General features: G+C 42.8%; 16 protein-coding genes. 13 read left to right on the top strand and 3 right to left on the bottom strand.

The window, feature by feature from the left end; all coding sequences use genetic code 11:
* Nucleotides 1-71: 71 nt before the first annotated feature.
* The 8 genes from FYJ57_RS04405 (at nt 72) to FYJ57_RS04370 (ending at nt 9,815) form a co-directional block, all read left to right on the top strand.
* Nucleotides 72-989 carry an SH3 domain-containing protein gene (locus tag FYJ57_RS04405; protein WP_154431674.1) on the top strand — a complete coding sequence of 306 codons (918 nt, stop codon included), beginning with the start codon at nt 72-74 and terminating at the stop codon, nt 987-989.
* A gap of 115 nt (nt 990-1,104) precedes the next feature.
* Complete coding sequence (gene rluF / locus FYJ57_RS04400; RefSeq protein ID WP_154431673.1) at nt 1,105-1,866, top strand: 23S rRNA pseudouridine(2604) synthase RluF; 762 nt, start codon at nt 1,105-1,107, stop codon at nt 1,864-1,866.
* A complete protein-coding gene (gene ligA, locus FYJ57_RS04395) occupies nt 1,863-3,842 on the top strand; it encodes an NAD-dependent DNA ligase LigA (RefSeq protein WP_235904393.1) in 1,980 nt (659 codons plus the stop codon). Before rluF ends, ligA begins: the two co-directional genes overlap by 4 nt.
* Before the next feature lie 128 nt (nt 3,843-3,970).
* Complete coding sequence (gene cls, locus FYJ57_RS04390; protein ID WP_154431692.1) at nt 3,971-5,563, top strand: cardiolipin synthase; 1,593 nt, start codon at nt 3,971-3,973, stop codon at nt 5,561-5,563.
* A 29-nt stretch (nt 5,564-5,592) separates the two neighbouring features.
* Entirely contained in the window at nt 5,593-6,513 is a 921-nt protein-coding gene (metA, locus tag FYJ57_RS04385; protein ID WP_154431672.1) for a homoserine O-acetyltransferase MetA, read from the top strand.
* A gap of 197 nt (nt 6,514-6,710) precedes the next feature.
* Nucleotides 6,711-7,022, top strand: coding sequence for a hypothetical protein (locus tag FYJ57_RS04380; RefSeq protein ID WP_227338198.1), 312 nt, complete (start codon nt 6,711-6,713; stop codon nt 7,020-7,022).
* Between the two features lie 133 nt (nt 7,023-7,155).
* Entirely contained in the window at nt 7,156-8,787 is a 1,632-nt protein-coding gene (locus FYJ57_RS04375; RefSeq protein WP_117524315.1) for an ABC-F family ATP-binding cassette domain-containing protein, read from the top strand.
* Between the two features lie 203 nt (nt 8,788-8,990).
* Nucleotides 8,991-9,815 (top strand): cytochrome c biogenesis CcdA family protein, encoded by an 825-nt coding sequence (locus FYJ57_RS04370; protein ID WP_154431671.1) that lies wholly within the window; start codon nt 8,991-8,993, stop codon nt 9,813-9,815.
* Between the two features lie 507 nt (nt 9,816-10,322).
* Here the strand turns inward: FYJ57_RS04370 and FYJ57_RS04365 are convergent.
* The 3 genes from FYJ57_RS04365 to FYJ57_RS04355 form a co-directional block, all read right to left on the bottom strand.
* A complete protein-coding gene (locus FYJ57_RS04365; protein WP_154431670.1) occupies nt 10,323-10,970 on the bottom strand; it encodes a CatA-like O-acetyltransferase in 648 nt (215 codons plus the stop codon).
* Between the two features lie 85 nt (nt 10,971-11,055).
* The gene (nagB, locus tag FYJ57_RS04360; protein ID WP_154431669.1) at nt 11,056-11,781 is read right to left on the bottom strand and encodes a glucosamine-6-phosphate deaminase; all 726 of its coding nucleotides are present in this window, start codon (nt 11,779-11,781) and stop codon (nt 11,056-11,058) included.
* A 158-nt stretch (nt 11,782-11,939) separates the two neighbouring features.
* Entirely contained in the window at nt 11,940-12,851 is a 912-nt protein-coding gene (locus FYJ57_RS04355) for an AraC family transcriptional regulator (RefSeq protein WP_154431668.1), read from the bottom strand.
* Between the two features lie 228 nt (nt 12,852-13,079).
* Between FYJ57_RS04355 and FYJ57_RS04350 the strand changes: the two genes are divergently transcribed.
* The 5 genes from FYJ57_RS04350 to FYJ57_RS04330 all read left to right on the top strand — a co-directional run bounded on the left by FYJ57_RS04350 (nt 13,080) and on the right by FYJ57_RS04330 (nt 22,879).
* Entirely contained in the window at nt 13,080-14,006 is a 927-nt protein-coding gene (locus FYJ57_RS04350; protein WP_118617901.1) for a nucleotidyltransferase family protein, read from the top strand.
* Nucleotide 14,007: 1 nt separating this feature from the next.
* Nucleotides 14,008-15,120, top strand: a complete 1,113-nt coding sequence (locus tag FYJ57_RS04345; protein WP_408636458.1) for a phosphotransferase enzyme family protein — start codon at nt 14,008-14,010, stop codon at nt 15,118-15,120.
* A gap of 183 nt (nt 15,121-15,303) precedes the next feature.
* A complete protein-coding gene (nifJ, locus tag FYJ57_RS04340) occupies nt 15,304-18,834 on the top strand; it encodes a pyruvate:ferredoxin (flavodoxin) oxidoreductase (RefSeq protein ID WP_154431667.1) in 3,531 nt (1,176 codons plus the stop codon).
* A 278-nt stretch (nt 18,835-19,112) separates the two neighbouring features.
* Nucleotides 19,113-19,931, top strand: coding sequence for an SseB family protein (locus FYJ57_RS04335; protein ID WP_022172572.1), 819 nt, complete (start codon nt 19,113-19,115; stop codon nt 19,929-19,931).
* Between the two features lie 26 nt (nt 19,932-19,957).
* Nucleotides 19,958-22,879 carry an insulinase family protein gene (locus tag FYJ57_RS04330; RefSeq protein ID WP_154431666.1) on the top strand — a complete coding sequence of 974 codons (2,922 nt, stop codon included), beginning with the start codon at nt 19,958-19,960 and terminating at the stop codon, nt 22,877-22,879.
* Nucleotides 22,880-22,886: the final 7 nt, after the last annotated feature.

Here is a 22,886-nt window from a genome sequence, read left to right as displayed (position 1 = left end):
TTCTTTTTACATTTTTCCAGAAGAACGGAAGAAAAATCAGGATCGTACCCAATCATAAGGAGGCATACGATATGGATGATTTCAGAGAATGGCTGTCAGATAATCTTAGATATTTCATGTTGGGATTTGGCATTCTGGCAGTGGTATTGATTTTATTTTTCGGTGTTCGTTTTATTTCCTCAAAATTTGGAAATCAGAAAACAACCGAACCGAAACAGGAGACACAGCAGGAGACAGAAACACCGACTCCGACGCAGGAAGCAGAAGAAACACCGGCAACAACCGCGGAACCGGAAACAACACCGGCAGCAGGAGAGCTGGAACTGAATGCCTATCCGCAGGTCAATGCACTGATAGAAAAATATTATGCAGCACTGACAGGCAAAGACGTGCAGAGTTTAAAAGAACTGGTGGATGAACTGGATCCGTCAGATGAAAGTGCGATCACGAATTCTCAGTATATTGAAGGATACAGTAACGTACAGGTATATACAAAAAAAGGCATGACAGATACCAGTTATGTGGTATTTGCAGCTTATGATCATAAGTATGTGGGTTATGATACACTTCTGCCAGGAATCAGTTATCTATATGTGGATACAAAAGAAGATGGAAGTTTGTATATTGTGGCAGATCCGAACAAGGAACAGCTTGCATATATCAGTGAACAGCTTGAAGATGCCAAGGTACAGGAACTGCTGAACAGTACACAGGCATCTTATGATGAAAAACTGGCTTCTGATGAAGCTTTGTCAAAATATCTGTCAGAGCTTGGAGTGGAAGGATCTGCGGCCATGGAAGCAGCAGAAGGGGCGCAGATTACCGTAAAATCCAATTGCAATATCAGAAAAGAACCATCGCAGGATGCAGAATCCATCGGCAAACTGGTGGGTGGACAGACTGTGACCAAGACCGGTGAGGATGGAGATTGGATTAAAATTGAATTTGAAGGACAAACTGGCTATGTAAGGGGCGATATGTTCCAGTAGACAGGAGAAAAAGGACTGTTGCCTTGATCGATTTCAGAAGCTATTCTGAAAAGGTTAAAGTAACAGCCTTTTGCTTTACAGGGAAAAAGAACCCGAACACCGGAGGAGTAAAAGAATGGAAAGTATTCGGCTGAATAAATATTTGAGTGATGCAGGAATCTGTTCCAGGAGACAGGCAGATCGCTGGATAGAAGAAAAAAGAATAACAGTGAACGGAGAAATTGCCGGAATGGGAATGAAAGTTGCACCGGACAGCGAGGTATGCCTGGATGGAAAACCGATTAAAAAAGAAGAGAAAAAAGTTCTTCTGGCGATGAATAAACCTGCGGGGATTGTCTGTACTGCGGAGAAGAGAGAAAGAAATAATATTGTGGATTACATGAAGTATCCGAAACGAATCTATCCGGTGGGAAGACTGGATAAAGATTCTACCGGGCTGTTACTGCTGACGAATGACGGAGAACTGGTTAACAAGATCATGCGTGCCGGCAATTATCATGAAAAAGAATATCTGGTATCGGTAAATAAACCGGTAACGGAGGAATTCTGCAGAAAAATGAGTCGCGGAGTGGCGATTCTTGATACAGTGACCCGTCCCTGTAAAGTGGAAAAAACAGGAGAAAAAAGTTTCCGGATCATTTTGACACAGGGATTAAACCGGCAGATTCGGCGGATGTGTGAGACACTGGGATATCGGGTGATGACTCTGCAAAGAGTCAGGATCATGAATATTCGACTGGGAAGTTTAAAGGAAGGAACCTGGAGGAACATCGAGGGAGAAGAACGAAAAGAACTGGATGCCCTGTTGTCTGATTCCAGTTCTTTGTCCGTGAAAGAACGAAATGAAAAACAGAGAGAAAGAAGAGGTGGCATATGAACGCAGAAAAAAGACAACAGGCGATCCGACGGATGAAAGAACTGTCGGGAATACTGAAAGAAGCATCCCGCGCATATTATGCTGAGGACAGGGAAATCATGAGCAATCTGGAATATGATGCACTGTATGATGAACTGGTAAAACTGGAAGAAGAGACACAGATGGTCCTGGCAGGAAGTGCTACGACTACAGTGGGATATGAGGCGGTGGATGAACTGCCGAAAGAGGCACATGAAAGTCCGATGCTTTCTCTGGATAAAACAAAAGACAGGGAAGTGTTACGAGGATTCATAGGGGATCACAAAACATTGCTCTCCTGGAAAATGGATGGCCTGACGGTGGTTCTCACTTATTATCAGGGAAAATTGCAAAAAGCAGTAACACGTGGGAATGGAGTAGTTGGTGAGGTGATCACCAATAATGTACGGGTATTTGATAATATTCCGTTAAAGATTCCATATCAGGGAGAACTGACTCTTCGCGGAGAGGCAATTATAACATATTCTGAGTTTGAAAAAATCAACAGTCAAATTGAGGATGTGGATGCAAAATATAAGAATCCAAGAAATTTATGCAGCGGTTCGGTACGCCAGTTAAACAATGAGATCACAGCAAAACGGCATGTACGTTTTTATGCATTTTCGTTGGTAAAAGCAGATGGAGTAGATTTTGAAAATTCCAGACAAAAACAGATGGAATGGTTGAAAGATCAGGGGTTTGAAGTGGTGGAGTATCGTGTGGTGACAGGAGCTGAACTGGATGATGCGATGGAATATTTTGCAACACGGATTGAACAAAACGATTTTCCATCGGATGGACTGGTGGCGCTGTATGATGATATTGCCTATGGTGAGTCCCTGGGAAGAACAGCCAAATTTCCACGGAATGCTTTTGCGTTTAAATGGGCAGATGAGATGGTGGAGACTACACTTGAGCAAATCGAATGGAGCCCGTCTAGAACCGGTCTGATCAATCCGGTGGCAATTTTCACGCCGGTGGAGCTGGAAGGATCTACAGTGAGTCGGGCAAGTGTGCATAATATCAGCATTATGCGAAAACTGGAACTTGGCATTGGTGACCGGATCAGAGTTTACAAAGCCAATATGATCATTCCACAGATTGGCGAAAATCTCACGAAAAGCGGTGTAAAAGATATTCCTTCCACCTGCCCGGCATGCGGAGGAAAAACTGTGATCGAAAAGGTGAATGATGTGGAAGCCTTATATTGCAGGAATCCGGAATGTCCGGCAAAGGCAATTAAAGGGTTTACATTATTTGTCAGTCGGGATGCGATGAATATCGATGGCCTGTCGGAGGCAACACTGGAGAAATTCATTGCCAGAGGCTTTATCAAGAATTTTGGGGATATTTTTGAAATCGGCAAACATAAAGATGAGATCATCCGGATGGAGGGATTTGGAGAAAAATCATATGAAAATCTGATAGAAAGTCTGAAACGGGCGAAAAAGACAGAACTTCCAAGGGTGCTATATGCACTGGGTATTCCCAATATCGGTCTTGCCAATGCAAAGATGATCTGCAAAGAACTGAATTATGATATGGAAAAGATTCGTTATGCATCGGAAGAAGAACTGGCGGCGATTGACGGTATTGGCCCTGTTATAGCAAAGAGTTTTGTGAACTACTTTAAAAAAGAAGGAACACAGGAAAAACTAGATCATCTGCTGTCGCATCTCGAAATCGAATCGGCACCAAAGCAGCTAGAAACGCAGATTTTTGAGAACATGAATTTTGTGATCACCGGAAGTGTGGAACATTTTGCCAATCGAAAAGAAGTGAAAGAGGAGATTGAGAAGAGGGGCGGAAAAGTAACGGGAAGCGTGACTTCGAAGACTTCATATCTGATCAATAATGATACCCGGTCGGCCTCTTCAAAAAATCGAAAAGCAAAAGAACTGGGAATTCCAATCATTTCGGAAGAGATGTTTCTCAAGATGATAGAAGAGGGAGTATAAGTTCGCTGCATTGACTTTCAGAGGCAGATTGAGTAGAATGTACAGTAACAATGGAGAAAAGAACGAAAGAAAATATGAAAAAAAGACAGAAGATACCATGGTGGAACAGAAAGAATCAGGTGCATATAATGGGAAAAATTCAGAGAATTCGGGAATCGAAAACGGGAAAGACAATAGTAAAAAAAGGAAAGAGTGGCATTGGCCGGATTCTGTTTGGGCGAACCGGAATCATCCTTCTGTTACTGCTTTTGCAGCTGGGGATTCTTTTTATTGTGTTCAGCAGACTGCAACAGCATATAATTTATGCTTACTGGCTGTTTGTCCTGCTCTCCGCGCTGACAGCGATACTGATTATCAATCGACCGGGAAATCCGGCGTTTAAGCTGGCGTGGATGGTTCCGATTACATTCTTTCCGGTTTTCGGTATGCTGCTGTATCTGTTTGTGGAATTTCAGGCGGGAACAGTGTGGCTGAATCATCGTCTTCAAAATGTGGAACAGCAGATGCGAAAATATGTTTTGCAAGATCCTGATGTTTTTGAAGAACTGGAAAAGATAGATAAACGGGTTGCCAATTTATCCAGATATGTGACAGAAAAAGGTGGTTTTCCGACGTATAAAAATTATCATACGACATATTACCCATGGGGGAAAGACAAATTCGAAGCATTAATTGAAGAACTGAATAAAGCGGAGAAATTCATTTTCATGGAGTACTTCATTGTTGCGGAAGGAAAAATGTGGAACACTGTGCTGGAGATTTTGAAAAAGAAGGTACAGGAGGGCGTGGAAGTCCGGTTTATGTATGACGGTACCTGTAGTATTTCACTGCTCCCGTATAATTATCCGAAAAAACTGGAGGAATACGGAATCAGATGTAAGATATTCAATCCCATCAAACCGGCACTATCTACGGTGCAGAATAACCGTGACCACAGAAAAATTGTAGTGATTGATGGAAAGACAGCTTTTACCGGTGGTGTTAATCTTGCAGACGAATATATCGGAGAACTGGAAAGGTTTGGAACCTGGAAAGATACTGCGATTATGGTTCAGGGAGAGGCGGTAAGAAACTTTACTCTGATGTTTCTGGAAATATGGAACGTAGATGAACCGCAGGAGGATTATGAAAAATATCTGGATGCATCTTATTGTTATGGCATGACGGAAGGGGAAGGCTATGTGATTCCTTACGGTGACAGTCCGCTGGATCATGAGAATGTGGGCGAGCTTGTCTATATGGATATTCTGAACAGTGCAAAAGATTATGTGCATATTATGACGCCATATCTGATTCTGGATCATGAGATGCTCACGGCACTTACATATGCGGCAAAACGTGGTGTGGATGTAAAGATTATTATGCCGGGGATTCCGGATAAAGCGTATGCGTTTGCACTGGCAAAGACTTACTATCCTGAACTTTTGCGGGCAGGTGTGAAGATTTATCAGTATAAACCTGGTTTTGTCCATGCAAAATCTTTCACTTCAGATGACTGTAAAGGGGTAGTGGGAACTATCAATCTGGATTACCGGAGTCTGTTTCTGCATTTTGAATGTGCAGTATATTTGTACCAGGTACCACAGATTGCAGATGTGGAGGCAGATTTTCAGGAGACGTTGAAAGACTGTCGGGAAATCAGCATGGAAGACTGGAAAAATGAGAAATTTATTACGAAATTGACGGGAAGAGTACTTCGACTGATTGCCCCGTTGATGTAAATTAAAAAGTAGACAGGAGATGTGTAACAATGCCGATTAAGATACAAAGCGATTTACCGGTAAAAGAGATTCTGGAACAGGAAAATATATTTGTCATGGATGATACCCGTGCGATGCACCAGGATATTCGTCCGATTCAGATCCTGATTCTGAATCTGATGCCATTAAAGGAAGAGACAGAACTTCAGCTGCTCCGATCTCTGTCCAACACACCGTTGCAGATTGATGTGACCTTTATGGCAGTGGCGAGTCATGAAGCAAAGAATACTTCCCGAAGCCATTTGAATAAGTTTTATATAAGCTTTGAACAGGTGAAAGAACAGAAATTTGACGGTATGATCATTACCGGAGCACCGGTAGAACAGATGGAGTTTGAAGAAGTGGATTATTGGGAAGAACTGACAGAGATCATGGAGTGGAGCAAAAGTCATGTGACATCCACTATTCATCTTTGCTGGGGCGCGCAGGCGGGACTGTATTACCACTACGGACTGAAAAAACGTCATCTGTCAAAGAAAATGTTCGGTCTGTTCTGGCATGAAGTGCAGAACAGAAAGATTCCCCTGGTGCGTGGTTTTGATGATCTGTTTCTGGCACCCCATTCCCGTCATACAGAAGTTTCAGCAGAAGATATTCACAATTGTAAAGCGCTGACCGTACTGGCAGAATCCAGAGAAGCAGGAGTTTTTCTATGTATGGCAATGGGTGGACGTCAGATTTTTGTTATGGGACATCCGGAATATGACCGGGTGACACTGGACGGAGAATATAAGAGAGATAAAGGTAAAGGACTGGAAATTGAAATTCCGGCTAATTATTACCCGGGGAATGATCCGGAGCTTCGCCCGAGACTTCTGTGGAGAGCACATGCAAATAATCTGTATACCAACTGGTTAAATTACTATGTATATCAGTGTACGCCATATGATCTTGAAGGAACGCCGTTCTAAAGAGAAAAATCTGTCGAAACCTGTCAGAAAATCAGGAACGAATCTTTGGATTTTCAAAGAAAGTACGTTGCTAAAAAAATATCCGCCATCTATAATAAAAGCATGAAGCACAGAGCACGTTAAAAAACAATGTGTGGATGTTACAAAAAATAAAAATATGTACGTGACAAAGATGGCGTACAGGAAAGGATGCGTATGTGAGATACGAAAGTGAAGAAAAGAAAAATCTGATTTTCGACCTGATGAACGGAAGTCTGGTCCTGGATGAAGTAAAAGATCTGTGGAAAGACCAGGTAGTAGATGAATTCGCCAAAGGGTCTTACTGCAGTGAACTTTACGAAGAAGTGTATCAGGCAAAAGTGTCATTATGTAATCGTCTCGGAGTACAGGAAGACAGTGATATTGAGACAGTTATTTCCAATTTGCTGCTGATCGGAAAACATCTTTCGATGAAGATGTTTGATTACGGAATGGAAGAAGAACGAAAACAAGAGAAAAAACACATTTGATGAAATTTCCTCTTGCAAATCTGGAGATTTCCTGTAAAATAGTATAGGATTATATGGAAAGCCGGTGGTCTGTAAAGATCTCCGGCTTCGTATATGAGCAACCAGAAACTTTCATAGAGGAAAGGAAACGAATATGATTGCAGCAAATAATGTAACATTGCGAATTGGAAAAAAAGCTTTATTTGAAGATGTAAATATTAAATTCACTGAAGGAAACTGTTATGGACTGATTGGTGCCAATGGTGCCGGAAAGTCTACCTTTCTGAAGATTCTCTCCGGACAGTTAGAAACTACGAATGGTGATATCACTATCACACCAGGACAGAGACTTTCTTTCCTGCAGCAGGATCATTTCAAATATGATGCGTATCAGGTGCTGGATACCGTAATTATGGGAAATGCCCGTCTGTATGAAATTATGAAAGAAAAAGAACAAATTTATGCAAAAGAAGACTTTACCGAAGAAGATGGTATCCGTGCCAGTGAACTGGAAGCAGAATTTGCAGAGATGGATGGTTGGAATGCAGAATCCGATGCCGAGCAGCTGTTAAATGGTCTTGGAATTCCGACCGAGCTGCATTATGCACAGATGGCAGACCTGAATGGTTCTGAAAAAGTGAAAGTTCTGCTTGCACAGGCGCTGTTCGGTAATCCGGATATCCTGTTGCTTGATGAGCCGACAAACCATTTGGACCTGGATGCGATCGCATGGCTTGAAGAGTTTTTGATTAACTTTGAAAACACGGTTATTGTGGTGTCCCACGACCGTTATTTCCTGAATAAAGTGTGTACTCATACTGCTGATATTGATTATGGTAAGATTCAGCTGTATGCAGGTAACTACGATTTCTGGTTTGAGTCCAGTCAGTTGCTGGTAAAACAGATGAAGGAAGCAAACAAGAAGAAAGAAGAAAAGATCAAAGAACTGCAGGAGTTCATCTCCCGGTTCAGTGCAAATGCTTCCAAATCAAAACAGGCGACTTCCCGTAAGAAAGCCCTGGAAAAGATTCAGCTGGATGAGATCCGGCCTTCCAGCAGAAAATATCCATATATTGATTTCCGTCCGAACCGTGAGATCGGTAATGAGGTGTTGATGGTAGAAAATCTTTCTAAGACCATTGACGGCGTGAAGATTCTGGACAATATTTCCTTTACACTGGGAAGAGAAGACAAAGTTGCATTGGTTGGTGGCAATGAGCAGGCAAAAACTGTTTTGTTCAAGATCCTGATGGGTGAGATGGAACCGGATTCCGGTAATTACAAATGGGGTGTAACAACTTCCCAGGCATATTTCCCGAAGGACAATACAAAAGATTTTGATAATGATCTGACGATCGCAGACTGGCTGACGCAGTATTCTGAGATCAAGGATGCCACTTATGTACGTGGATTTCTTGGAAGAATGCTATTTGCCGGTGAGGATGGTGTGAAGAAAGTGAAAGTACTTTCCGGAGGTGAGAAAGTACGCTGCCTATTATCTAAGATGATGATTTCCGGTGCGAACATCCTGATTCTGGATGAACCGACCAACCACCTGGATATGGAATCCATCACTGCATTGAACAACGGGCTGATCAAGTTTCCGGGAGTTCTGTTATTTGCATCCCATGATCATCAGTTCGTGCAGACAACAGCAAACCGTATTATGGAAATCATGCCAAACGGATCTATGATCGATAAAATTACAACCTATGATGAATATCTGGCAAGTGATGAGATGGCAAGAAAACGTCAGGTTTATCTGATGCAGGAAGAAGATAATTAAATAATAATAAGAGCGGTTTTATTTATCGAAACAGCTTTATGAGACAAGGAGCACTGCCCGTGAAGTCGGGCAGGCTCCTTGTCTGCGTTTTCGGGGAAATGAAGAAACGTTCATATGTTCAAACGTAATGGTTCCGTACTCTGGTATCCTGACGGAAAGGGAATGCACAGATACATGAAAATCAAAAGAAAAGAGGAGTAATTATGACACATTGTTTAAATACATTAGCAAATTTAATTCAGCAGTATATTTGGCTGGCACCGGTTCTGGCACTGCTGGGAGGTCTTGTGACTTCTTTTACCCCATGCTCGTTATCCAGTGTTCCGATGGTCATTGCCTATATTGGCGGATCAGCAAAAAATGATACAAAAAAGGCATTTCGCCTGTCCCTGACCATGGCGGGCGGTCTTGCACTGACGTTTTTGATCTTTGGTTCACTGGCATCTGTGCTGGGACATTATCTTCATGAGATAGGAGCCTGGTGGTACGGTATCCTTGGGGCAATCATGGTACTGATGGCATTGCAGATCTGGGGTGTGATAAGAATTTTACCGAATCATCCACATGATCACGGAACAGGAGAAGGCCACAGGGAACATGGCTGTGAATGCCATGATCATCACCATCACCATGAAGAAGAACATCATCATCCGGTGGATTGTCAGGAGGGGGACGGACAATGCCACTGCGGTCCAAAAGTAACAAAAAAAGGGTATCTTGGTGCGCTGCTTGCGGGAATGGTGAGTGGAGCGGTGGCTTCTCATTGTTCTACACCGGTGATGATCGCGTTGCTTGCGATGGCGGCTCAGGCCGGGAAGACGGTCTGGGGGATTTTCCTGATGGTAATGTTTGCGATTGGGCACAGTGTTTTACTGGTTACGGCGGGAACGAGTTACAGTGTTGTGGAGAGATGGATGTATGATCCGAAGTATGAAAAGATCAGTAAGACTTTGCGGACAGTGATGGGAGTTTTGATTTTGCTGATCGGGGTGGCTATGATTTATTTGGCAATGGTGCATGAAGGGTAGGAACGAAAAACTACTCGTCATGCAACGGACGAAAGCCCACGCTTGCCAGGTAAGGGCAGACAACCGCTGGCAACGCCAAGCTGAGCTAAGTCCTAAGAAGAACTATGTGCCAGTTCGCGGAGAGCCGCTCACTGTCAAGTTCTTCTAAGGACTGGATCTCATCTTGGCTAAGGGCGCCAGCATAAGGCTGTCTGTCCTTACCTGGCAAGCGTGGGCTTTCTGGTGGTTAGTGACGGCAGGAAAAGATAAGTAAGTGAAGAAAATTGTACAGATATGGAATAAGCTATAGAACTCCCGGTGGTATTAGGAGACAGACTCAAATTTGACTTCGATTACCGGGAGTTCTGTATAGTATCATATTTGTACAGCACTTTTAGTCTAAAGTAAACAAGATAAGGTCTGTTTCATGGATTTTATCTCGTTTTCTCGGCAGATATTAAAGTGTTGTGCAAGCATGGTTTTGGTTCGTTGCCCATGCAAAATAGAGTTTACAGAATGTTTTGTTCATCAGAATTCTCTGCAGCAGTCTTCCAGCAGGTGGAAGAATTGTTCTGCGTGGTAGCCGTCGTTGACGGCGTGGTGGAATTCGGTAGTGATCGGGATTTTTACCCGGCCGTCAACTTCATGATATTTTCCAATCATGACGAAGGGGACGTAACTGACGGTAGGAGTGTTGTAGTGGGTGAAAGAATCTGGTTTGGAGTAACTCAGTGCCGTATAAGTGGTGTTGGGCATAATGGAAATATGTACGTTGTTCAGGTCATCTTCTTTTGGATAGTACAGAGTTTCGCAGGCTTCCCCAAGGGCTTTATCTTCCAGAAATTGTTTATGGAATGCAGCAAAATCCTCGCTATAATCAGTCCACTGATGGGTGAAGAGATGGTTGGAATTTGTGCGAAGCAGAGTGTAATGCGGGTTGACCTGATCGAAGTAACCTACCTGGCCGTTGATTTTGGCATAGCGATAATCCTGATGTCCATTTACGGTTTTGGCGATGCAGTAGCACATGGATGGATAGAATTTCCAGTGATTTTCGTGAATTTTTTTGAGAAACTCCGTGATATCCAGTTCTACAGTCATACAGTACAAATATCCGTGAAAGGCATCGTAGATTTCTTTCCGATCCCATTGTTCATAATCAATTGGAATAAACATAGAAGTAATACCTCCTTTAAAAACAGAAAATGATTTGAAAAAAAGGAACAGTTCTCATACTGTTCCTTTTTAAGATACAATAGAATTACAGGCAGGAAGCCGCCTCTTCATCCAGAACAACGGTTACGTCCGGGTGAAGCTGAAGGATGGAAGCCGGTACCTGAGGACGAACCGGTCCGAAGAGAGCTTCTTTTACAATGGCTGATTTGTCTTTTCCACTGGCAATCAACAGAATCCGTTTTGCACGCATAATGGTGCCGATTCCCATAGTATAAGCCTGTGTAGGAACATCTTCCGGTTTGTCGAAGAAACGGGCATTTGCCTGGATGGTACTCTCGGTCAGATCCACACAGTGAGTGAATTTAGGGAAATCTTCTGCAGGCTCATTAAAGCCGATATGCCCGTTATGACCAAGACCCAGAAGCTGCAGATCGGTGCCGCCACAGTTCTTTACGATTGCTTCAAAGTCATCGCAGGCTTTCTGCGCATCCGGTTCAGTACCATCTGGAATATGAGTGTGAGCCGGGTCGATATTTACGTGAGAGAACAGATTATCATTCATAAAGTAATAATAGCTCTGATCGTTGCTATGTGTCAGTCCGCGGTATTCGTCTAAATTGACGGTAGTAACTTCAGAAAAATCCAGATCCCCTTTTTTGTACCAGTCTACCAGTGTCTTATAAGCACCGACCGGTGAAGAACCGGTAGCAAGACCCAGAACGCAGTCCGGTTTAGTAATGATCTGTGCGGAAATAATATTGGCAGCTTTTCTGCTCATGTCGTTATAATCTTTTGTTACAATGATTCTCATAAAAACCCTCCTTAGAGATCTTACATATTAAAAAGCGCTGTTCAAATAATGCAGCTGCATCTAAAAATACGTTATCCCATTTACCGCAAAAAAGCAAGGGAAAAGAAAAAACAGAAAGTAGTTACTGAGCACGGAGTGGACAGCAACACCGCCACAAATCAGTGCAGGGCGTTCGCGGCGTCTTCCTCCGATAATGCTTTGATAGAAAGTGCATATTCTGATGGAGACATTCCGGTAAAGGTTTTAAACTGCCTGGAAAAATAATGGATGGAAGTATAGCCGAGAGCATCCGAGATCTCTGTAAAATTTGACTGTTCCTGGCGGATCATCTGTTTGGCTTCCTCGATTTTCAGATAAGAAAAATAATGGATCACGCCGCAGTGCTGTTCTTTCTGGAAAAGTTTTTGCAACTGAGACTTTCCAACCAGATTCGCCTGACAGATCTGATCCAGGGTCAGCTGGCTGTGTAGATGATCCTTCATATATAGCAGGATTCGCTGATAGAGAATGGTATCGTTTTCTTTTTTGGTGGATTTTTCGGAAGGATCCGGTTTCTCTTTTCGATTTAAGCGACGAAGCATCGATAGAAGAAGCAGTTCAAGGTAAAGCTGGATCATCTGCTCTGAGGCAAAAGGAGAATCGGTTCGCCGTTCCATTTTCTTGGTAAACGGATTATCCAGTGGTGTTGCGATACAGTGTCGAGCTTCGCGGATAATCTGGGCAAGAAAGGTCTTTTCGGTTTCACTGATGGTGGTGATGAGATTACGAAACTGCTTCATACAGGAAGAATCACAGGAAAAAGAAATGACTACGAGGTTTGGAGCAATTTTCCCGTTTGCCTGTACATTATGGAATTCATTGGGTTCATGAAAGATGATCTGTCCCTGTTGTAAGGTCAGTTTTTTTTCGCCGGCAGTAACAGTAACTTCCCCCTTGTCTACGCATAATAACTCCCAGAAATCATGGGATTCTCCGTGAAAGTGATACGTGTTGGTATATTCAAAATAGTGAATGGTGATAATCTGTGTAATGTGCAGTTCTTCGGTTAAGAGAAACGGCTGGTAGGTCATAGTCAAGCACTCCTTTCGGGAAAAAAGTATCAGATATGTATTTTATGAAAAGAAGTATAAAATAAAAACTGTATAAAAGCAAGTTTTGTGCAAATAAAAGCAAATTTTGTGCAAATCAATAAAAGAGAAAACATGGTAATCTATAGGAAACAGATAACATGAAAGAAATGAAACAGTGGCTACTGAAAAGTTACTAAAAATCATAATAAAAGAAAAGAGGAAGATAACATGAAAAAACCGGTATTGGTAATTATGGCAGCAGGTATGGGAAGTCGTTATGGAGGATTAAAACAGATCGATCCGGTCGATCCGGAAGGCCATATCATTATGGATTTCTCTCTGTATGATGCAAAGAAAGCAGGATTTGAAGAAGTTATTTTCATTATTAAAAAAGAAAATGAAAAAGATTTTAAAGAAACCATAGGAAATCGAATCAGTAAAATCATGAAAGTTTCTTATGTATTCCAGGAACTGACCAATCTTCCGGAAGGCTACCGTGTACCGGAAGGCAGAGTAAAACCATGGGGAACCGGTCATGCAGTGCTGAGCTGTCTGGGAACTCTGGATGCACCGTTTGCAGTTATCAATGCGGATGATTACTACGGAAGTCATGCATTTCAGATGATATATGATTTCCTGACCACCCATGAGGACGATGAAAAATATCACTATCTGATGGTAGGATATATTCTGGAAAATACACTGACCGAGAATGGTCATGTAGCCCGTGGTGTATGCGAGACGGATGCAGACGGTTATCTGATGGGTATTCAGGAACGAACCCATATCGAAAAAAGACCTGATGGTACAACTGCGTATACCGAAGACGATGGCGCGACTTGGACCGTGATTCCGGAAGGAAGCACCGTTTCCATGAATATGTGGGGATTCAGTGCAAGCCTTTTAAAAGAACTGAAAGAACGCTTCCCGGCATTTCTGGATGAAGCAATGAAAACAAACCCGTTAAAGGGAGAGTATTTTCTTCCGTCTGTTGTAAGCGAGCTGCTTGCAGAAGACAAGGCTGATGTAAAAGTCCTGAAATCTCTGGACAAATGGTATGGCGTAACATACAAAGAAGATAAGCCGGTTGTTGTAAATGCTATCTGCAAACTGAAAGCAGAAGGAAAATATCCGGAAAAACTGTGGGAGGAATAAGATCGTGGAGCAGATAACAAAAGAAGAACTTCTGGATGTGACCGGAAAATTCGAACTGGGAAATCATATAGAAGTAGTCAGCGTGGAACCCTATGGAAGCGGACATATCAACGATACGTTCCGCCTTGAAGTAAAGGAAGACGGTAAGGAGAAACTGTATATTCTGCAGAGAATGAATAAAGATATTTTTAAAAATCAGAAAGAGCTGATGGACAATATTTTACAGGTTACCAGTTTTCTGACAGAAAAGATCAAAGAGCAGGGTGGCGATCCGAACCGGGAAACATTGCAGGTTATCCCTACCAAAGAGGGAAAAGCCTATCTGACAGAGGAAAATGGTGATGGATGGAGAGTGTATCCGTTTATTACAGATTCCCTGAGCTTTGATAAGGCAGATACACCGGAAGCAATGAAAAAGAGTGGTTATGCCTTCGGTAATTTCCAGTACCTCTTATCCGATTTCCCGGCGGAAAAGCTTCATGAGACGATACCGGATTTTCATAACACAGTTGATCGTTATGCAAAATTTGAACAGGCGGTACAGAAAGATGTAATGGGAAGAGTAAAAGAAGTGGAAGCAGAGATCAGCTTTATCAAAGAAAGAGAAAAAGACTGTCACTACTTCGGAGATCTGTTGGCAGCAGGGAAGATTCCGCTGCGGGTTACCCATAATGATACCAAATTAAACAACGTGCTGTTTGATAAAGCAAGCGGCAATGCCATCTGCGTCATCGACCTTGATACTGTAATGCCTGGATTTGCAGCCCATGATTTTGGTGATGCGATTCGCTTTGGTGCAAGTACAGCAGCGGAGGATGAAAAAGATCTGAACAAAGTATCCTGTGATATGACTCTTTTCGAAGCGTACTTTAATGGCTTTATGGAAGGATGTCGTGGCAGCCTGACTGACAAAGAAGTGGAAGCACTTCCGATGGGCGCAAAAATCATGACCTTTGAGTGCGGGATGCGTTTCCTGACGGATTATCTGCAGGGAGATACCTATTTCAAAATCCATTATCCGGAACAGAACCTGGATCGTACCAGAACCCAGTTAAAACTGGTTAAAGATATGGAAGAAAAATGGGATATCATGGCACGGATCGTAAGAAACTAAACGATTTTATACATTTTGCCGAATAAAAAAGAAGAGAAAAATCATGAAATGTTTTTTTATAAGAACATTTCATGATTTTTTTGTAAAAAATGGACAGGCTCAACAAAGAGTGATATAATAAAAATAAGGTTGAAATTATGTAAAAACAACTTTATTTTTTATTCAAATAAGGAGGAATTTGAAATGGCAAGAAAAATGAAAACCATGGATGGTAATCATGCTGCAGCACATGCTTCCTACGCATTTTCCGATGTGGCAGCCATTTACCCGATTACACCTTCATCTGTTATGGCAGAAGCTACTGATGAATGGGCAACTCAGGGAAGAAAAAATATGTTCGGACAGGAAGTTCAGGTTACAGAGATGCAGTCTGAAGCCGGTGCAGCCGGTGCAGTTCACGGTTCTCTGGCAGCAGGTGCTCTGACAACAACCTATACTGCTTCTCAGGGTCTTCTGCTGATGATCCCGAATCTGTACAAAATTGCCGGTGAGCAGTTGCCAGGTGTATTCAACGTATCCGCACGTGCTCTGGCTAGCCATGCATTATCTATCTTTGGTGATCATTCCGATGTTTACGCCTGTCGTCAGACTGGTGTTGCAATGTTGTGTGAATCTTCCGTACAGGAAGTTATGGATCTGACTCCGGTTGCTCATCTGGCAGCAATTAAAGGAAAAGTTCCGTTCATCAACTTCTTCGATGGATTCCGTACATCTCACGAGATCCAGAAAATCGAAACATGGGATTATGAAGATCTGAAGGATATGGCAGATATGGATGCTATCGATGCATTCCGTAAACATGCACTGAATCCAAATCATCCATGTCAGAGAGGTTCTGCACAGAACCCGGATATCTTCTTCCAGGCAAGAGAAGCATGTAACCCGTACTACGATGCTCTGCCGGCTATCGTACAGGAATACATGGACAAAGTAAACGAAAAGATCGGAACAGACTACAAACTGTTCAACTACTATGGTGCAGCTGATGCAGAACATGTTATCATCGCTATGGGATCTGTAAATGATACCATCGAAGAAACTATCGATTATCTGCTGGCAGCAGGACACAAAGTTGGTGTTGTAAAAGTTCGTCTGTACAGACCATTCTGCGCACAGGCTCTGGTTGATGCTATTCCGGAAACTGTAAAACAGATCTCTGTTCTGGACAGAACAAAAGAGCCGGGAGCACTGGGCGAGCCTCTGTACCTGGACGTTGTTGCAGCACTGAAAGGAACAAAATTCAATGATACACCTATCTTTACCGGACGTTACGGATTAGGTTCCAAAGATACAACACCGGCACAGATCGTTGCTGTATATGAAAATACAACAAAACAGAAATTCACAATCGGTATCGTAGATGATGTTACCAATCTGTCGCTGGAAACAGGCGCTCCTCTGGTTACCACACCGGAAGGAACTATCAACTGTAAGTTCTGGGGTCTGGGTGCAGACGGTACTGTAGGTGCTAACAAGAACTCCATCAAGATCATTGGTGACAATACTGATATGTACGCTCAGGCATACTTTGATTATGATTCCAAAAAATCCGGTGGTGTTACAATGTCTCACCTGCGTTTTGGTAAAAAACCGATCAAATCTACATACCTGATCCACAAAGCTAACTTTGTTGCCTGCCACAATCCGTCCTATGTAAGAAAATACAACATGGTACAGGAACTGGTAGACGGTGGTACATTCCTGCTGAACTGCCCATGGGATATGGAAGGTCTGGAAAAACATCTGCCGGGACAGGTAAAAGCATTTATCGCTAACCACAACATCAAATTCTACATCATTGATGGTGTTAAGATCGGTATCGAGACAGGTATGGGACCAACCCGTATCAACACAATTCTGCAGTCTGCATTCTTCAAACTGGCTGACATCATTCCGGAAGCTCAGGCAATCGAACTGATGAAAGCAGCAGCAAAAGCTACTTACGGACGTAAGGGTGATGACGTAGTTGCTAAAAACTGGGCAGCTATCGATGAAGGTGCAAAACAGGTTGTAGAAGTAACTGTTCCGGAAAGCTGGAAAGATGCAGCTGACGAAGGATTGACTATGACTCATGCAACAAGCGGAAGACAGGATGCTATTGATTTCGTTAACAACATTCAGGCAAAAGTATCCGCTCAGGAAGGAAACAGCCTGCCTGTATCTGCATTTACAGAGTATGTAGACGGAACAACTCCATCCGGAACATCTGCATATGAAAAACGTGGTATCGCTGTTAATGTACCTGTATGGAATCCGGAAAACTGTATCCAGTGTAACCGCTGTGCATATGTATGTCCACATGCAGCAATCCGTCCGGTTGCCATGACAGAAGCTGAAGCTGCTGAGGCACCAGCTGTTTTGGATATGACAGGTATGAAAGAATACAAATTTGCTATCGCAGTTTCCGCTCTGGATTGTACCGGATGTGGTTCCTGTGCTAACGTTTGCCCAGGCAAGAAAGGTGCAAAAGCACTGGCTATGGAAAACATGGAAGCAAATGTTGCATCTCAGAAATTCTTCGATTATGCAGTAACTCTGCCGGAGAAAGAAGATGTTATCGCAAAATTCAAAGAAAATACAGTAAAAGGATCTCAGTTCAAACAGCCACTGCTTGAGTTCTCCGGAGCTTGTGCAGGTTGTGGAGAGACACCTTACGCAAAACTGATCACCCAGCTGTTTGGTGACAGAATGTACATCGCTAACGCAACAGGATGTTCTTCTATCTGGGGTAACTCCTCACCATCCACACCATATACAGTAAATGCAAAAGGCCAGGGTCCTGCATGGTCCAACTCTCTGTTCGAAGATAACGCAGAGTTTGGTTATGGTATGCTGTTAGCTCAGAAAGCAATCCGTGATGGTCTGAAAACAAAAGTAGAAGCTGTTATGGAAAGTGAAAAAGCTTCTGATGAAGTAAAAGCAGCTTGTAAAGAATGGATCGATACCTTCAGTGTAGGTGCTACCAACGGTGCTGCAACAGATAAACTGGTTGCTGCTCTGGAAGGATGCGAATGCGATACATGCAAAGAAATCGTTAAGAACAAAGACTTCCTGGCTAAAAAATCCCAGTGGATCTTCGGTGGTGACGGATGGGCTTACGATATCGGTTTCGGTGGCGTAGACCACGTACTGGCAAGTGGTAAAGACATCAACATCATGGTATTCGATACAGAAGTTTACTCCAACACAGGTGGACAGTCTTCCAAATCCACACCTACAGGTGCAATCGCACAGTTCGCAGCAGGTGGTAAAGAGACTAAGAAGAAAGATATGGCATCTATCGCTATGTCCTATGGCTATGTATATGTAGCACAGATCTCCATGGGTGCAGACTTCAACCAGACTGTAAAAGCTATTGCAGAAGCAGAAGCATATCCGGGACCATCTCTGATCATCGCTTATGCTCCATGTATCAACCATGGTATCAAGAAAGGTATGAGTAAAGCTCAGACTGAAGAAGAACTGGCAGTTAAATGTGGATACTGGCATAACTTCCGCTTCAACCCGGCTGCAGAGAACAAGTTCACACTGGATTCCAAAGCACCGGCTTCTGAAGATTATCAGGCATTCCTGGACGGCGAAGTTCGTTACAACTCTCTGAAACGTTCTAACCCGGAAAAAGCAGCAAGACTGTTTGCTAAGAATGAAAATGAAGCAAAAGAAAGATACACATATCTGAACAAACTGGTCACTCTGTATGGAAAAGAAGATTAATTCCTGAATTAAGATTTTTCTGTGAGAATGAATCAAAATTGGTTCACCGGATCAATTTTGATATGCAATGAAATGAAAGGGCTGTCGCGCATGCGGCAGTCCTTTTTGCAGGTTATGAACCAAAGTCCTTGTCTGCATGAAACTTTGTCCGGTGCCGTAACGAGTGAAACAAGTTTTGCATGTTTCACTCGTTGTTCTTAAGAGTGTTTTATGTTATACTTAATGATAAACGACGTGAATGAAAGCAGTCGAAGGAAGACGAAAGGATAGATAGAAAAATGACAGTAGATCAGGTGTTTATTATTAAAAAATTGCAGAATCTGGACGAGATGCTGGTAGCATATTCCGCAGTGACACGAATGCCCTTTGCCATCTGCGATGATGAGAGTTTTAACGATCAGGTATGGATTTTTACCGATCAGGATAAATTGAAAACATTTGCGGAAAAATATAAAGAAGAAAAGAAACTTATTCTTCCGGTAAAAGTGCAGAAAAAGGATGCATCGATGTTCTACATGAATCTGTTTGCCATGGGAATCAATGAAGTAGTATTTTGCGATGGCGATCAGGAAAACAAGATTGAACTGACAAAAATTGTCAGAATGCCGGATGTGGATGCTTTGCCGGAAAATCGGAAACCGATCCTGAACCCGCAGTTACAGCTGTCTGCGGCTTATTTTCTGCAGGAGTTACGAAAACCGGGAGTGGAGCCTGACAGAGAAGCATTAAAAGATCTGGAAGAGGAGATGTCAGCGAATCTTGCAAGATCCACTTATCTGATGCCGGTAGATGTGGAAAAAGATGAAGAAGGCAAAGAAAATGTCCGCCTGCTCTATGTACAGAATAAAAAGGGAGAACGTTATCAGCCAATCTTTTCAGATACCGGAGAACTGGTGAAACATTATCGTGGAAAAGAAGTACAGAACCGTCTGATCCAGGTGCGTTTCGATCAGCTGTCGCGTTATATGATCAAAGATGTGCAGGGTTATGTTCTGAATCCGGAAGGAATCAATCTGATTTTGAGAACGCAGCAGATTGAACTGCTGAATAGTTATTACAATGGAAAGAAAGAGACACAGAAACCGGAAGAAAACTAGCCGGATGTGTGAGATGGGAGGCAGGAATGCAGATTACAGATTGCAGTGCTTATGAAATTTTACAGAAAGAAAGAATCGAAGACGTCCATGCCGACGGATATCTGCTGCGTCATAAAAAAAGCGGAGCAAGAGTGATGCTTCTGGCAAATCAGGACGAGAATAAAGTATTTAACATTATTTTCCGGACGCCACCGGCTGACAGTACCGGTGTTGCACATATTCTGGAACACAGTGTTTTGTGCGGATCCCGGGAATTTCCATTGAAAGACCCCTTTGTAGAACTGGTGAAAGGATCTTTGAATACTTTTCTGAATGCAATGACGTACCCGGATAAAACAATGTATCCGGTAGCAAGCTGCAACGACCAGGATTTCAAAAATCTGATGCACGTGTATATGGATGCAGTATTTTATCCGAATATTTATGAAAAGGAAGAGATTTTCCGTCAGGAAGGCTGGCACTACCAGCTGGAGCAGGTGGACGATCCGTTAAAATACAACGGTGTTGTATACAACGAGATGAAGGGGGCATTTTCTTCTTCCGAAGAGGTGCTTGAACGTGAGATTTTTAATGTACTCTTTCCGGATACGCCATATGGCGTGGAATCTGGCGGAGATCCGAAATGTATCCCGGATCTTACGTATGAAAATTTCCTGGCATTCCATGGAAAATATTATCATCCATCCAACAGTTATATTTTTCTGTATGGAAATATGGATATGGCAGAACGCCTGGAATGGATGGACAAAGAGTATCTGAGCAAATTTGATAAAATTACTGTAGATTCCCAGATCGCAAAACAGAAACCGTTTGAAAAACCGGTGGAGCATAAGATCTTTTATCCGGTAGGAGAAAATGATTCCGAAAAAGAAAATACGTATCTGACATACAGTATGGTAGTAGGGGACGGACTGGATGTAAAACGCTGTACCGCTTTTGAAGTCCTGGATTATGTTCTGCTTTCGGCTCCGGGAGCACCGCTTCGTCAGGCACTTTTAGATGCCGGAATCGGTAAAGATGTTGATGGGGGTTATAACGACGGTATTTATCAGCCGTTTTTCACTGTGGAAGTTAAGAGCGCAGAAGAAAAGGATAAAGAAAAATTCCTGCAGGTGATCCGGGAAACACTGGAAAAGCTGGTAAAAGAAGGAATTGATCAGAAGGCGATTGCTGCCGGTATCAACTATTTGGAATTCCGTTTCCGTGAGTCAGATTATGGTTCCTATCCGCGTGGACTGATGTATAGCATTGATGTATGTGAAAGCTGGCTGTACGATGATAATAAACCATTTGTTCATCTGGAAAAACTGAAAGCCTTTGATGAATTAAAGAAGGAAGCAGGTGAAGGACTTTTTGAACAGCTGATTCAGGAAACCATGCTGGATAACCCGCACAGTGCTGTGGTATTGGGAATGCCGAAAAAAGGACTTACAACAGAGGAGGAGAAGAAGACAGAAGAGAAGCTGGCTGCCTATAAAGCCTCTCTGTCTCGGGAACAGCTGGAAAAACTGGTGGAGAAAACCAGAAAACTGAAAGAATTTCAGGACAGCGAGGACAGCGCAGAGGCAAAAGCCAAAATTCCGATGCTGAAACGTAGTGATATCGGAAAAGAAGCGCTGAAAATCCATAATACACCACACCATGTAACGGGGAATACCGTTTTGCATCATAATCTGGATACTAACGGTATTACGTATCTGACGCTGTTATTTGATACCAAACAGGTGCCGGATGAACTGATTTCTTATATGGGAATCCTAAAATCTGTTCTCGGATACGTGGATACAGCCCACTTTACTTATGGTGAACTTTTCCATGAGATCAATGCACAGAGTGGTGGAATTAGCTGCGGGCTGCAGGTATTCCAGGGAAAAGACCAGAAAGATGACTGTATACGGATGTTTGGTGTAAAGACAAAATATTTGGTACAAAAAGAAGAATTTGTATTTTCCATGATCCGCGAGATTCTGTTTACTTCCAGACTGGATGATGACAAACGTCTGTATGAGATTCTTTCTCAGCAGAAAGCACGACTGCAATCCTCCCTGGCAGCGGCAGGACACTCCACCGCGGTGATGCGTGCAGCGTCCTATTATTCTCCGGTATCCAATTTTCAGGATCGGATCGCGGGAATCGGATATTTCCGTTTGGTTGAAGAACTGGAAAAACATTTTGAAGAGAAAAAAGAGATACTGAAAGAAAATCTGAAGAAACTGATGCTTTTGATCTTCCGCCCGGAGAATCTGTTTGTCAGTGTGACGACGGATGAAAAAGGTTATCAGGGTGTGGAAGGAAGAGTTTCCACCCTGCGTCATCTGCTGTATCAGACTCCGATACAGACAGGAAAGATCAATTACGATCTGCAGCAAAGAAACGAAGGATTTTCTACCGCAGGTCAGGTACAGTATGTAGCAGTCAGTGGAAACTTCAAAGAAGCCGGATATGAGTATACCGGAGCACTTCGTATCCTGAAAGTGATTTTAAGTTATGATTATCTGTGGATGAATATCCGTGTCAAAGGTGGAGCTTATGGATGTATGAGCAACTTCAGAAAATCCGGAGACAGTTTCCTGGTGTCTTACCGTGACCCGCATCTGAAAAATACACTGAAAATATTTGAAAATACACCGGAATATCTGCATACATTCACGGCAGATGAGAGAGAAATGACAAAATATATCATCGGTACGATCAGCGACCTGGATGTGCCGTTAAACCCATATGCCAAAGGAGAACTGTCGCTTGGGGCATGGTTTGCAGGAATCACTGAGGAAGAACTGCAGGAGGAGAGAAATCAGATCCTTACCGCACAGCCGGAAGATATTCAGGCACTGGGTGATCTGGTAGAAGCAGTGTTGAAACAGAGGAACATCTGTGTCGTTGGAAGTGAATCTGCACTGGAGAAAAACCGTGAAATCTTAAAACAGATCGAACCTCTGGTACAATAAAGGAGAA

This window comes from Oliverpabstia intestinalis, assembly GCF_009696065.1.
Lineage (GTDB): Bacteria > Bacillota > Clostridia > Lachnospirales > Lachnospiraceae > Oliverpabstia > Oliverpabstia intestinalis.
Note: the sequence above shows the minus strand (reverse complement) of the source record. Positions and strands in the feature narration are given on the sequence as shown.